General features: G+C 66.7%; 12 protein-coding genes. 11 read left to right on the top strand and 1 reads right to left on the bottom strand.

All coding sequences use genetic code 11. The features are described 5' to 3' along the window. Positions 1 to 17 precede the first annotated feature (17 nt). Complete coding sequence (locus tag C8N38_RS04800; RefSeq protein ID WP_108024495.1) at positions 18 to 869, top strand: tetratricopeptide repeat protein; 852 nt, start codon at positions 18 to 20, stop codon at positions 867 to 869. Between the two features lie 9 nt (positions 870 to 878). Then, positions 879 to 1373 (top strand): prepilin peptidase, encoded by a 495-nt coding sequence (locus C8N38_RS04795; protein ID WP_108024493.1) that lies wholly within the window; start codon positions 879 to 881, stop codon positions 1371 to 1373. Here the strand turns inward: C8N38_RS04795 and C8N38_RS04790 are convergent. Further along, a complete protein-coding gene (locus C8N38_RS04790; protein WP_108024491.1) occupies positions 1328 to 2935 on the bottom strand; it encodes a hypothetical protein in 1608 nt (535 codons plus the stop codon). The genes C8N38_RS04795 and C8N38_RS04790 overlap by 46 nt on opposite strands. Positions 2936 to 3092: 157 nt before the next feature. Between C8N38_RS04790 and C8N38_RS04785 the strand changes: the two genes are divergently transcribed. The 9 genes from C8N38_RS04785 to C8N38_RS04745 form a co-directional block, all read left to right on the top strand. Then, entirely contained in the window at positions 3093 to 4403 is a 1311-nt protein-coding gene (locus C8N38_RS04785; protein ID WP_108024489.1) for an ATPase, read from the top strand. Positions 4404 to 4542: 139 nt separating this feature from the next. After that, positions 4543 to 5598 (top strand): dipeptidase, encoded by a 1056-nt coding sequence (locus C8N38_RS04780; RefSeq protein ID WP_108024487.1) that lies wholly within the window; start codon positions 4543 to 4545, stop codon positions 5596 to 5598. 67 nt (positions 5599 to 5665) lie between these two features. Further along, the gene (locus C8N38_RS04775; protein ID WP_108024485.1) at positions 5666 to 7261 is read left to right on the top strand and encodes an ABC transporter substrate-binding protein; all 1596 of its coding nucleotides are present in this window, start codon (positions 5666 to 5668) and stop codon (positions 7259 to 7261) included. Between the two features lie 76 nt (positions 7262 to 7337). Beyond that, a complete protein-coding gene (locus C8N38_RS04770) occupies positions 7338 to 8324 on the top strand; it encodes an ABC transporter permease (RefSeq protein ID WP_425440021.1) in 987 nt (328 codons plus the stop codon). Further along, positions 8321 to 9232, top strand: a complete 912-nt coding sequence (locus tag C8N38_RS04765; RefSeq protein WP_108024483.1) for an ABC transporter permease — start codon at positions 8321 to 8323, stop codon at positions 9230 to 9232. The genes C8N38_RS04770 and C8N38_RS04765 overlap by 4 nt, the downstream gene beginning before the upstream one ends. Further along, a complete protein-coding gene (locus C8N38_RS04760) occupies positions 9229 to 10083 on the top strand; it encodes an ABC transporter ATP-binding protein (RefSeq protein WP_108024481.1) in 855 nt (284 codons plus the stop codon). The genes C8N38_RS04765 and C8N38_RS04760 overlap by 4 nt, the downstream gene beginning before the upstream one ends. Beyond that, positions 10080 to 10841, top strand: a complete 762-nt coding sequence (locus tag C8N38_RS04755; protein WP_108024479.1) for an ABC transporter ATP-binding protein — start codon at positions 10080 to 10082, stop codon at positions 10839 to 10841. Before C8N38_RS04760 ends, C8N38_RS04755 begins: the two co-directional genes overlap by 4 nt. A gap of 153 nt (positions 10842 to 10994) precedes the next feature. Then, the gene (locus C8N38_RS04750; protein WP_108024477.1) at positions 10995 to 12206 is read left to right on the top strand and encodes an ABC transporter substrate-binding protein; all 1212 of its coding nucleotides are present in this window, start codon (positions 10995 to 10997) and stop codon (positions 12204 to 12206) included. Between the two features lie 63 nt (positions 12207 to 12269). After that, positions 12270 to 14059 (top strand): hypothetical protein (locus C8N38_RS04745; RefSeq protein ID WP_146176226.1); only part of this gene is annotated, 1790 nt, incomplete at its 3' end.

Genomic DNA, 14059 nt, shown 5'->3' with positions numbered 1-14059 from the left:
GCCGAAAGGACGCCGCGATGCGCCATCCCGTTCTGGCCCCGATCTGCGCCGCCCTGGCGCTGTCGGTCGCGGCCTGCCAGAAACCCGGCGATACCGATGTCGACCGCGCGGTGCAGGACGTGCTGGCGAGCGACGAAAGCAGCCTCAACGACATCATGATGACGGTGGCCGATCCCGACGAGGCGATCCGCTATTTCCGGCGGCTGCTGGACGAGGACCCCGACAAGCTGGCCGCCCGGCGCGGGCTGGCGCAGTCGCTGATCCGGGCCAGGCGCCCGGCCGAGGCCGTCGCCGCCTGGGCCGAGGTGGTGCGCCACCCCGAGGCCGGGAACGCGGACCGGGTGAACTACGCCGATGCGCTGATCCGGGTCGGCGACTGGGGCAAGGCCGAGGCCGAACTCGACAGGGTCCCGCCCACCTTCGAAACCTATCAGCGCTACCGGCTCGAGGCGATGGTGGCCGACAGCAACCGCGAATGGGCCAAGGCCGACAGTTTCTACGAGACCGCCGCCGGGCTGACCACCAAACCCGCCGGGGTCTACAACAACTGGGGTTATTCCAAGCTGACGCGGGGCGATTACCGGGGCGCCGAGCGGCTTTTCGTCGATGCCCTGACCTATGACCCCAAGTTGTTTACGGCCAAGAACAATCTGGTGCTGGCCCGGGGCGCGCAGCGCAAATACGACCTGCCGGTGATCGAGATGACCCAGACCGAGCGGGCGCAGCTTTACCACACGCTCGCCCTGACCGCGATCAAGCAGGGCGACGTGGCCATCGGCAAGGGCCTGCTGGAAGAGGCCATCGAGACCCATCCCCAGCATTTCGAGGCCGCCGTCCAAGCCCTGCGCGCGCTCGAGGCGCGGGGCTAGGCCGGGCCCATGACCGAGGCGCTCTGGTTTCTGCCCGTCGCGACCCCCATCGCGCTTTGGACTGCGCTCAGCGATCTTCGGACCATGACCATTCCGAACCGCGCGGTGCTGGCGCTGGTCGCGGTCTATGCGCTGGTCGGGCTCGCGGTGCTGCCGCTGGAAGCCTGGGCCTGGCGCTGGCTGCATCTGGCGGTGGTGCTGACGCTCGGTTTCGGGCTGAACCAGATGGGCGCGGTGGGCGCGGGCGATGCCAAGTTCGCCGCCGCGATGGCCCCCCTGGTTGCGCCGGGCGATATTGGCGCCTTTCTCTTCCTGCTGGCTGCGGCGATCCCGGTGGCCTTCGCCGCGCATCGTCTGGCCCGGCGGATCCCGGGCCTTCGGCGCGCCCTGCCCGGCTGGGCTTCGTGGGAGGCACGCGATTTTCCCATGGGGTTCGCGCTTGGCCCGGCCTTGATCCTTTATCTGGCGTTGGCCGCGGGCGGCGCGATGCCCAGCACGATGTAGTCGCGGGTCCGGCGCAGTTCGGTCAGATCGTAACCGCCCGCCTCGATGGTCGCGAGGATACGACGCCGCGCGCCGATATCGCCCGCGCATTGCGGCACCAGCAAAAGCTCGGCTCCCTCGATCCCGGGCAGCCCGCCGTAATACCAGGGCGCCCCGCCTTCGAGCCGCCCCACCCCGCCGAACAGCCAGTAGGTGCTGAGGATATCGGCAACAAAGGCCGGATGACCCGCGAAGCCCGCCGCCGCGAGGTCTTCCGAGATCGCGCGATACCAGCCGACAAGCCCGTTCGTGATGATGCAGTCCTCAAGCGCGCTGCCGCGAAAGACAACCGGCTCGGGACCGGGATCGCCCCACCATTCGGGCCGTTCGAGATCGAGAGCGCGAGGGCTGCGGGTCTCGACCTGGTGTGCGCGCTTGGCGGGCATCCAGAGGCCCTGATCGCCGGGCAAAAGTGCAACCGCCTCGGTTTCGGCCGCGAGGACGTTGCGAACCGGGCTCTCGAAAAGGGAAAAGAAGATGGGCGCGGCCAGCACCAGCGCCGACCAGCCGACCGCCATCAGCCCGCGGGGGGGCGGGGTTCCTGGCCGCCGCAACGCCAGCGCCACGATGCCCAGAAGAAACAGCCAGACCGGGGCGTTGCCATGGTTCTGGTAGGTCACATAGGCAAGGCCCGGCGCCGCCGTTAGCAACAGCAGACCCTCCCGACGCCAGCCGCCGCGCCGGGCAAGGATCACTGCCACGAGATAAAGCAGCGTGCCGGCCACGGTCGGTGCCCCGCCGATCACTGTCAGGAACGGATCGCCGGGATAGGGGCGTATGTCGGTGCGGGCAACCTCCAGCAGATCGGCCAGATAGGCTGGCCAGAGCCCTGGCCCGGCCACCAGCGTGAGCCCGCCGAAGATCGCCAGAGCCGCCGCCAGCGCGGTCGCCAATGCGCGGCCGTCGCGGCGCAGCGCCAGCGCCAGAAGGGCGACCGGTGCGCAGGCCAGCAGGTAGGTGGCCTTGATCAGCGCAAGCGCCGCAAGCCCCAGCCCCAGCACAAGCCCGTCGGCCAGTTGCTGCCCCGGGCCGGACCCGCGCGGCGGCAGGATGGCAATCGCGAGCACGACGAAGGCGATGGCCCAGCCCCAGCGGTTATAATGCATCGAAAGCGAGATCCAGGGCTCCGGCCCCCCGGAGGCCAGTGCCACGGCCAGCCCCATGACGCCCGCCCCGAAGAGGCAGGCCCAGCCCCGGTCGAGCCGGCTGAGCCCGACCCAGAACGCACCGGGCAGCAGGACCGCGCCAGCCAGCGCCTGCGCCCAGATCACCGCCAGCCCCAGCGGCTGGCCAAGGGCGGCCAGCGCCGCGATGGGGGCATAGGCCAGAACGCCCAGCGGCGTGACGAAATCGAGATGCGGCCATTCGCCGTCGACCTCGCGCCGGACGATGTCGGCCAGATGCAGCAGATCGCCCTCGTGATTGGAGATATGCAGACCGCCCTTGGCCAGCCCCAGCGCCGTGGCCAGCGCAAGGATCGCCGCCATCAGCCCCGCCAGAACCGCCGGGAACGATCCTTTCATCTGTCACCCTCCGATATGCGGGCCCTTTCTGGCCCAGACGGTTGAACGAAAGGTTGCGATCCCCGCAATTGTCGCGAAAACTCGGCTCTTTGCCCCAGAATTGCCCGAAACCCGGGGCAGTCTCGGCTCCGAAGCCGCAGTCAGCCCTGGACCCGCGATGAACATGCAAGCCTCGACGGTCTTCGGGCCGCCCGCCCCACGCGCGCTGGCCGAGATGCAGCTGCCGATCGTGATGATGCGCGACATCCTGCTGAAGACGATCTTCCGCAAGAATGTCGATGTGGTGACCGAGATCGCCCGGGCGATCTGCCTGCCGGTGCCAGTCGCGCAGGAACTGGTCGATCTTGCCCGCGGCCAGAAGCTGCTGGAGGCGACCGGGACGCTTCATGCCAATTCGGGCGGCGAGATGGGCTATCAGCTGACCGAGGCGGGCAAGGCGCGCGCGCTCGACGCGCTGACCCAGTCGGAATATTACGGCGCGATGCCGGTGCCGCTGGAGGTCTATGCCGAACAGGTCCGCCGCCAGTCGATCCGCAACATCCAGATCACCCGCAGCCAGCTGACCGGGGCGATGGGCCATCTGATCCTGCCGGATTCGCTGCTCGACCATCTGGGGCCGGCGGTCAGCGCCGGCCGGTCGATCCTGATGTATGGCCCGCCCGGAAACGGGAAATCCTCGATCTCGAACGGCATACGCGACGCGCTTGGCGACCGGATCTTCATTCCACGCGCCATCGAATATGCCGGTCAGGTGATCACCGTCTACGACCCCATCGTGCATACCGCCGCCGAGGAACAGGAAGACGACCCGACCGCGCTGCGCCGGGCCGCGGGTCGCACCGACACGCGCTATGTGCTGTGCCGCCGCCCCACAGTCATCACCGGGGGCGAGCTGTCGCTGTCGATGCTCGATCTCGTCTACAACCCGACCGCGCGCACCTATCAGGCGCCGCTGCAGCTGAAGGCCACCGGCGGCGTCTTCATCGTCGACGATCTCGGGCGCCAGGCCGAACCGCCGCAGGCGCTGATCAACCGCTGGATCGTGCCGCTGGAGGAAAGCCGAGACATCCTCGCGCTGCAATCGGGCGAGAAGTTCGAGGTGCCCTTCGACACTCTGGTGATCTTCTCGACCAACTTCCATCCGAACGAGATCTTCGACCGCGCCGCGCTGCGCCGGATCTTCTTCAAGATCAAGGTCGACGGCCCCTGCCAGGAGGATTTCCTGAAGATCTTCGCCCTCGTCGCCCGCAAGAAGAAGATGCCCATCGACGAGGACACGCTGATCTACCTGCTCAGGGAAAAATACCCGACCATCGACAATGTCTATGCCAACTACCAGCCGGTCTTCCTGATCGACCAGATGATCGCCATCTGCGAGTTCGAGGGGATTCCCAGCCAGATGAGCCCCGAGCTGATCGACCGCGCCTGGGCGAACATGTTTGTCCGCGAAGAGACCATCGTGCACTAAACCTCCGGCCGCCGCGTCCGCAGGCAAAGCGCCATTTTTTGACCACAAGGTCCGCTTTCGGGCTTTCCGTCCCCCGAATCTTTTCGTTAGGCTTGCCAGGTAAGTCAGACCCCCTGACCCGTCAATCCCGGAGACATTCGTGGATCCCAAGACCTTGCCCGCCGTTTTCGACGGCCATAACGACGTTCTTCTCAGACTTTATCGCGCCGGCGGACCGGCGGCCGCCGAAACCTTCCTGACCGGGGATGCGGGCCATATCGACCTGCCCAAGGCCCGCGCGGGCGGGCTCGGCGGCGGTTTCTTCGCGGTCTATGTGCCCTCCGAGGGCGGCGAGGACAATGAAGAGGCGATGGCGCAGGACAGCTACGACTTGCCCCTGCCCCCGCCCGAACCGCAGGACCACGCGCTGACCGTTGCCATGGCGCAGGTCGCAACGCTGGAGCGGCTGGAAGAGCTGGGCGCGCTGAAGATCTGCCGCAGCGCCGCGGAAATCCATATCTCGATGGTCGAACACAAGCTGGCGGCCATCCTGCACATGGAAGGCGCCGAGGCCATCGACCCCGAGCTGATCACGCTTGACGTTCTGCACGGCGCGGGGCTGCGTTCGCTCGGTCCGGTCTGGAGCCGGCCCACCATCTTCGGCGAGGGCGTGCCGTTCCGATTTCCCTCGGACGGCGATACCGGCGGCGGGCTGACCGATCTGGGCGTGGCGCTGGTCAGGCGCTGCAATGCGCTGAGGATCATGCTCGATCTGTCGCACATGACCATGGCGGGCTTCTGGGACGTCGCCAAACACTCGGATGCGCCGCTGGTCGCGACCCATTCGAACGCCCATGCGATCTGCCCCCATGCCCGCAACCTGACCGACGCCCAGCTCGAGGCCATCGCCGCCAGCGACGGCATGGTCGGGTTGAACTTTGCGACCGCCTTTCTGAGGCCCGACGGGCGCATGATCGATACCGGTCTTGACGACATGCTGCGTCATCTCGACCATCTGCTGGGCAAGCTCGGCGAGACTCGCGTGGGGCTCGGGTCGGATTTCGACGGGGCGATGATCCCGTCTGCGATCGGGTCGGCCGCGGGGCTGCCCGCATTGCGCGCCGCGATGACGGCCCATGGCTACGGTCCCCAGCTGATCGAGCGGATCTGCCATGGTAACTGGCTGAGGGTGCTGGAGAAAACCTGGGGCCACTGACGGGCAAGACCGGCGCAACGACGCCGGAAGACGACATAAAAACAGACCAACAGAGAGGACGACCAAGATGAACGCTTTTGCAAGGCTGATGTCGGGCGCCGCGCTGGCCGCGACGCTCGCGGGCGTGGCGCCTGCGCTTTGGGCCGAAACGCCCGCGAACATGCTGGTGGTGGCCAACCGGATCGACGACATCACCACGCTCGACCCGGCCGAGACCTTCGAATTCGCGGGCGGCGACGTGCTGCGCAACGTCTACGGGCGGCTGGTGAACTTCGATCCTCTGGATTTCGAGGCCGGCTATCAGCCCGACCTCGCCGAAAGCTGGGAGGTCAGCGAGGACGGCCGCACCATCACCTTCACCATGCGCGAGGGTGTCAGCTTCGTCTCGGGCAACCCGGTGACCGCCGAGGATGCCGAATTCTCGCTGCGCCGCGCGGTTCTGCTGAACCTCACGCCGTCGTTCATCCTGACCCAGTTCGGCTTTACCCCCGAGAATATCGAGGAAACCATCAAGGCCGACGGCAACAAGCTGGTCATCACCACCGACAAGGCCTATGCGACCTCCTTCGTGCTGAACTGCCTGACCGCGACCATCGGCTCGATCGTCGACAAGACGACAGTGATGGCGCATGAGGTCGACGGCGACATGGGCCACGACTGGCTCAAGACCAATTCGGCGGGCTCGGGCGCCTACAGCCTCGTGGCCTGGAAACCGAACGAATCCGTGACCCTTCAGGCCAATCCAGACTTCTATCAGGGCACGCCCGCGATGCAGCGGGTGATCGTGCGCCATATCGCCGAAAGCGCGACCCAGCGGCTGCTGCTGGAACGCGGCGATGTCGATGTCGCGCGCAACCTCAACCCCGAGGACGTGCAGGGCATCACCGGGGCCGAGGGCATCAAGATCCAGGAAGAGCTGAAAGGCTACCTGATGTATGCCTCGTTCAACCAGAAGATCCCCGAGCTGACAAAGCCCGAGGTGCTGGAGGCATTCAAGTACCTCGTCGATTACGACGGCATGGTGAACAGCTTCCTCAAGGGGCAGTGGACCGTCCAGCAGAACTTCCTGCCCCAGTCCTATCTGGGTGCCGTGAAGGACAACCCGTTCTCGCTCGATGTCGAGAAGGCCAAGGCGCTGCTGGCCGAGGCGGGGGTCGACGGGCTGGAACTGACCATCGGCGTGCGCGATGTGCAGGAGCGTCTTGAGATTGCCCAGTCGATGCAGAACACCTTTGCCCAGGCGGGCATCACGCTGAACATCGAGGTCGGCACCGGCAAGCAGGTGCTGGCCAAGTATCGCGCCCGCGATCTGGACGTCTATCTGGGCACCTGGGGGCCGGACTATGCCGACCCGCAGACCAATGCCTCGACCTTCGCCTATAACCCCGACAACTCGGACGAGGCGCAGAATGGCGGCATTCTGGCCTGGCGCAATTCCTGGGATGCGGGCGGGCTGACCGAGATGACCGAGGCCGCGGTGGCCGAGCGCGACACCGCCAAGCGCGCCGAGATGTATCATGAGATCCAGGCCAGGTTCCGCGAAATCTCGCCCTTCGCCATCATGTTCCAGAACATCGAGCAGGACGGCGTGCGCGAGAATGTGCAGAACTTCACCACCGGGCTGGCGGTCAGCGATGCCAGCTACTGGAAAGTGACCAAGTAACGTGTCGGCAACCGGCAAGGCACAGGAAGGGCGCGCCCGCGCGCCTTTCCCTCCCCGCTGGGTGAAACGGACGGGCGTGACGCTGGGGTCGATCGCGATCACCATGCTGGGCTTGCTGTTCGTCACCTTCTTGATCGGCCGCGTGATGCCCATCGACCCGGTGCTGGCGATCGTCGGCGAACGCGCCAGCCCCGAGGTCTATAACCGGGTCTATCAGGAACTCGGGCTGGACCGGCCGCTGCTGGTGCAGTTCTGGTTCTATCTGCAGGACGTGGTCCGGGGCGATTTCGGCACCTCGCTGCTGACCGCGCGGCCCGTATCCGAAGACATCGCCCGGGTCTTTCCGGCGACGCTGGAACTGGCGACGCTGGGCACGCTGATGGGCGTGCTGCTGGGCGTGCCGCTGGGCGTGCTGGCCGCCGTCCGGCGCGGGTCCTGGATCGACCAGATCGCGCGCGTGGTGGCGCTGGTGGGCTATTCGATGCCGATCTTCTGGCTCGGGCTCATGGGCCTTCTGATCTTCTACGGCATTCTCGGCTGGGTCGGCGGGCCGGGGCGGCTGTCGATCTTCTATGACGGCATGATCGAGCCCGTCACCGGCATGATCCTGATCGACAGTGCGCTGGCGGGCGACGGAACGGTCTTTCGCGACGCGCTCAGCCATATCGTGCTGCCGGCGTCCCTGCTGGGCTATTACAGCCTCGCCTATATCAGCCGCATGACCCGGTCCTTCATGCTGGAACAGATGTCGGCCGAATATGTCACCACCGCCCGGGTCAAGGGCCTGAGCGAGCGCGCGGTGATCTGGAACCATGCCTTCCGCAACATCCGGGTGCAGCTGATCACGGTGATCGCACTCAGCTATGCCGGGCTTCTGGAAGGCTCGGTGCTGACCGAGATCATCTTTTCGTGGCCGGGCATCGGGTCCTACATCACCAACGCCCTGCTGTCCGCCGACATGAGCGCGGTCCTGGGCGGCACCGTGGTGGTGGGGCTCGCCTTCGTCCTGCTGAACGTCTTTTCCGACCTGCTTTACAAGGTCTTCGATCCGAGGGCGAAATGACCGAGATGACCGGACTTCGCGCCTGGCTTCTGACCGACACGCCGCACTCGCGGGGGCAGGCCCGGCTGGCGAACCTCTATCACGGCTGGCTGGCCTTCCGCCGCAACCCGATGGCGATGTTCGGGCTGGCGATCCTGATCGCGCTGCTGGCCATTGCCGCACTCGCGCCCTGGATCGCGCCGCATGACCCCTTCTATCAGGACCTCACCGCCCGGCTGCAGCCGCTGGGCACGCCCGGCCATCCGCTGGGCACGGATTCGCTGGGGCGCGACATCCTCTCGCGGCTGATCTACGGCTCGCGGATCACGCTTTACATCGTCACCCTCGTCGCCCTCATCGCGCCGCTGGCGGGGCTGATCGTCGGCACCGTCTCTGGCTATCTCGGCGGCTGGGTCGATCTGGTGCTGATGCGGATCACCGACATCTTCCTGGCCTTCCCGCGGCTGGTGCTGGCGCTGGCCTTTGTCGCCGCGCTGGGCGCAGGCATCGAGAACGCGGTGCTGGCCATCGCCCTGACCGCCTGGCCGCCCTATGCCCGGATCGCCCGGGCCGAGACGCTGACCCTTCGGAACGCCGATTTCATCAGCGCCGTCCGCTTGCATGGTGCCGGTCCGATCCGGATCATCACCCGGCATATCTGGCCGCTCTGCATCTCGTCGCTGATCGTGCGGGTGACGCTTGACATGGCCGGGATCATCCTCGCCGCAGCCGGGCTTGGGTTCCTCGGGCTCGGCGCCCAGCCGCCCAGCCCCGAATGGGGCGCGATGATTTCCGAGGGCCGCCGCTTCATCCTCGATCACTGGTGGGTCGCCACCATGCCGGGGCTGGCGATCTTCACCGTGTCGCTGGCCTTCAACCTGCTGGGCGACGGCTTGCGCGACGTGCTCGATCCGAAGGGAGAGAAATGACCCCCCTGCTCGAAGTCGAGGACCTCTGGGTCCGGTTTCCGACCCGCACCGGGATACTGGACGCGGTGCGCGGCGTCTCGTTCACGCTTGGCCGCGAGCGGCTGGGCATCGTCGGCGAAAGCGGGTCGGGCAAGTCGATGACCGGCCGGTCGATCCTGAGGCTGATCCGGCCGCCGGGGCAGGTCACCGCCGCGCATATCCGGCTTGATGGCGAAGACCTGATGCAGAAATCGGAGGCCCAGATGCGCCAGGTGCGCGGCGAGCGGATCTCGATGGTGATGCAGGACCCGAAATTCTCGCTGAACCCGGTGATGAGCGTGGGCGATCAACTGATCGAGGCCTGGCGCGTCCACAAGAAGGGCAGCCGGTCCGAGGCACGCGAGCGCGCGCTCGGCATGCTGGAAGCCGTCTCGATCCGCGACCCCGAACGGGTGATGCGCGCCCATCCGCATGAGCTTTCGGGCGGCATGGGCCAGCGGATCATGATCGCGATGATGCTGATCCCCGACCCCGAACTGCTGATCGCGGACGAACCGACCTCGGCGCTCGATGTCTCGGTGCAGGCACAGGTGCTGCAGATCATGGACCGGCTGGTGCAGGATCGCGGCATGGGGCTGATCTTCATCAGCCACGACCTGAACCTGGTGGCCGATTTCTGCGACCGGGTGCTGATCATGTATGCCGGCCGCGTGGTCGAGACCTGCGAGGCCGACAAGCTGCACGAGGCGAAGCACCCCTATACGCGAGGGCTTCTGAACTCGCTGCCCCGGCTTGATGCGCCGCAAAAACGGCTCGAGGTGCTGCGCCGCGATCCCTCCTGGGCCGAAACCCCCTCGGTGAGGCCGTCATGAGCGCGCTTTTCTTCGACGATGTCAGCGTCTGGTTCGGCGAGGGCCGCGACCGGGTCGATGCCGTCCGGCACGCGAACTTTCGCGTCGGCCATGGCGAAAGCTTCGGGCTGGTCGGCGAAAGCGGCTCGGGCAAGTCGACGATCATGCGCGCGCTGACCGGGCTCGCGCCCGACTGGTCGGGCCGGATGGCGGTGAACGGCAATCCGGTCCGCTCGGGCCACCGCCGCGACCGCAACTTCTACAAGAGCGTCCAGATGGTCTTTCAGGACCCCTATGCCTCGCTCCATCCGCGCCAGTCGGTCGATCAGGTGCTGTCCGAAACCCTGCACCTGCACGGGTTTCGCGATATCGAACCGCGCATCGTGCGGCTGCTCGACGATGTGGGCCTCGGCTCGGCCTTCCGCTTTCGCTATCCGCACCAGCTGTCGGGCGGCCAGCGCCAGCGCGTGGCCATCGCCCGGGCGCTGGCCCCCGAACCCTCGATCCTGCTCCTCGACGAGCCCACATCGGCGCTTGACGTGTCGGTCCAGGCCGAGATCCTGAACCTGCTGACCGACCTGCGGGCCGAACACAAGCTGACCTTCCTGATGGTCTCGCACGATCTCGCGGTGGTCGCCCATATGTGCGAACGCATCGCGGTGATGCAGGCCGGAGAGATCGTCGAGGTGATGGGCGTGGACGAAATGCGGGCGCTGACGCCGGCGCATCCCTACACCCGCAAGCTTCTTCAGGCCTCGCTTGGCTATACCCGGGGTTGACCCGGGATTACCCCCCGTGCGCCCCGGCTTCGCCTGAATTTCGCTCGAACTTTACGAGAAACGTCAGCGATCGCCGGAGCGCTGGCATACCCTATCTTAACGTCGCGACAGCTAGTGCTCTGAACTGGAAACCCTCCGGTACCGGAACACGACATGCGTCTTGCCTTTGCCGTCGCACTTGCCGCGAGCCTCCTTGGGCCAGCCACCTCTCTCCTTGCCGATTCCGGATCCGACCGGTCGGTCGTCCGCTTCGCCCAGGTCGCGGCCCTTGAAGGGCCGGCCGGGGCACTGGGCCAGGGCATGCGCCTCGGCCTGCTGGCCGCCTTCGAGGAAGCCAACCGGGCCGGCGGGGTGAATGGCCGCAAGATCCAGATGGACAGTTTCGACGACGGCTACGAACCCACCCGCTCGGCCACCGAGGTCGAGAAAGTGCTTGCCGACGACCGCTACCTTGCGCTGGTCGGCCAGGTCGGCACCCCCACCGCCAAGGCGACGCTGCCGGTCGCGGCCGCGGCCGGGATGCCGATGATCGGCCCGCTGACCGGGACCGATTTCCTGCGCGCGCCCTGGGTCAGCAACGTGGCCAACATCCGCGCCAGCTACGACAGCGAAACCGAAGCCTGGATCGCCTATCTGGTCGATGCGCTCGGCAAGGACCGGATCGCGGTCCTTTATCAGGATGACGGGTTTGGCCAGTCCGGACTGGAAGGGGTGCGCCGCGCGCTGCAAAAGCGCGGGCTGACCCCGGTCGCCGAAGCGAACTACACGCGCAACACTCTGGCGGTGAAGGTCGGGCTTCTGAACATCCGCAAGGCCAATCCCGACGCGGTGGTGATGGTCGCCGCCTACAAGCCGGTCGCCGAATTCGTCCGCGTCGGACGCAAGCTCGGCTTCACACCGCAGCTCGTCAACATCTCTTTCGTCGGCTCGCGCGCGCTCAGCGAGGAACTGGGCCCCGCCGGAGAAGGCATCATCGTCAGCCAGGTCGTGCCCCTCCCGGGCGACAGCTCGGTGCCGGTCGTGGCCGAGTACCAGGCCGCGCTGAAAGCCGTCGATGCCGAGGCCGCGCCCGAATTCGTCTCGCTCGAGGGCTATCTGGCCGGGCGGGTCGCGCTGAAGGCTCTTGAAAAGGCCGGTCCCTTCCCGACCCGCGCCAAGGTGCTGGCCGCGCTCGATCAGTTGGGAGACCTCGATCTCGGCGGCCTGCATCTTGTCTTTGGCCCGGGCGACAATCAGGGGCTCGACCAGGTCTTCCTGACCCGGATCTCGGCCGATGGCGCGTTCGAGCCCGTCGAGATCCCTGCCCCGGGCTCCAGGCCGGCCGCCGGGTCGGCCGCCGAGACGGCCCTTGAGCCGAAATCCTGATCCTGCGGGCGGCCCCGCGGCCGCTTGGCATAAAACGACCACGTCACGCCCCGGAGGGCTGCCATGCTGAAGTTCGTTTCGACGGTGTTCGGTAGTATCGCGCTGAAATTCGCGTCCGCCCTCGTTCTGATGGGGGCAATGACCGCGGCCGCCATCGTGATCTCGACGATGGTCTTCGACTCGCTGTCAGCGCAGATCGACAAGCTCGTCTCCGATGACCTGCCCGGCATCCGGGACAGCGTCACGGTCATCGAGCATACCGGGGACATCCGCGACTCGCTTTCGGAAATGCTGATGGCCCGCAATATCGAAGGCGTCGAAACCGGGTTCAAGGATTTCGGAGGCGAAAGCAAAGATATGCTTGCGGCCGTCAACGCTCTTTCTCCGGAGGACCGCAAGGCCTTCCTGCCGATGCTGGTGGCCCTGGCCGACAAGGCGCAACAGATGCGGAAGGCGCTGGAGCGGCGCTTCGCGAGCCAGACACTCATGCAGAATCAGCTGTCCGAATTCGGGGCGCAGGTGGGCGAGATCCAGGAAGCGCTGTCGACCATGACCGAGGATGCCGTCTATGACATGAACCTCGCGGGCGACCAGACCATCGAAAGCGTGTCCGATACGCTCGACACGCTGGTCCATTCCGACTTCAACTCGACGGCGCTGATCCTGCAGGCCCGGGCCGAGATCAACCTGCTTTCCGGCGTCGCCCTGGCCTTGGCCCGGCAGGAAGATCCCGCGCTGGCCGCGATCCTGCGCGATCTGGCAACGGCCAGCCTGCGCAAGCTGGAAGGGCTGCTTTCCGATCTCGACGCGGCGGGCACGATCCCGGACTACCTGCCGATCCTGACCGAAACCCGGGCCGCCTTTGCCAGTTCGGCCAATGCCGGATTCCGGGCCCGCGCGGGCTATACCGAAGAGGTCATGCGGCTTCGCGACGCCAGCAATATCGCGCTCAGCTCGGCCATCGACGACCTGACCTTCAAGTTGATGATCGGCGCCGAGGATACCGCCGTCTTCAACCGCGAGGCCATCCACCGGCTGCTGAGCAACGAGGTGCAGCAAATCCGCGACGCGTCCGATGTCGACCTCGCGGTAAAGACGCTGATCGCCTCTGCCTATCTCGGCGCCACCGCCAAGGATTCGGCCGAGGCCGATGCCGCGCAAGACCAGATCCTCGCCGCACGCGATGCGCTGACCGATCTGGCCGGGCGCGTCTATCTGAACAGCGGCCTCCAGACCATGATCGACGGAATCGTCGCCTTCGCCGACCCGGAAACCGGCGTGGTGGCGAACCGCCGCGCCTGGCTTGCCGCGCAGCGGGAGGCCGAGGACGCCTCGCGCGACGCCTACGATCGCCTCCGCGACATCGCCTCGGTCGCCAGCAAACAGGGGACGACCGCCATCGCCGCCGTCGGCGACATCGGCGCCGCCATCCTGGCCGAGGCAGGCGACGCAAAGGACCGCCTCAAGCTCGTGACGGTCGGCAGCGTCGCGATCTTCATTGCCGCGCCGATCCTGACCTGGCTTCTGATCATCTGGCCGATGGCGCGGCTGGTCCGCGTCACCGGCCGCCTCGCCCGCGGGGAACTGGCAGAGGTCAAGGGCTTCGGGATCTTCGGGGGAGAAATCGCGGGCATGGCCGCCTCGCTCCTCGTCTTCCGCGAAGGCCTGGCCGAACGCGAGCGCATGCAGCAGGCCGAACGCGCGGCGGAACAAGAGCGGCAGGCCCGCGCCGCCGAACAGCAGGCAGTCGTTTCGAAGCTTGCCAGCGCGCTTCAGGCGCTGTCTGGCGGCGATCTGACGAGCCGGATCGACGAACGGTTCGCGGAGGATTACGAGCGGTTGCGGAGCGATTT

This window comes from Rhodovulum kholense (assembly GCF_003053725.1).
GTDB lineage: Bacteria > Pseudomonadota > Alphaproteobacteria > Rhodobacterales > Rhodobacteraceae > Rhodovulum > Rhodovulum kholense.
This window is presented reverse-complemented; position numbering and strand designations above follow the sequence as displayed.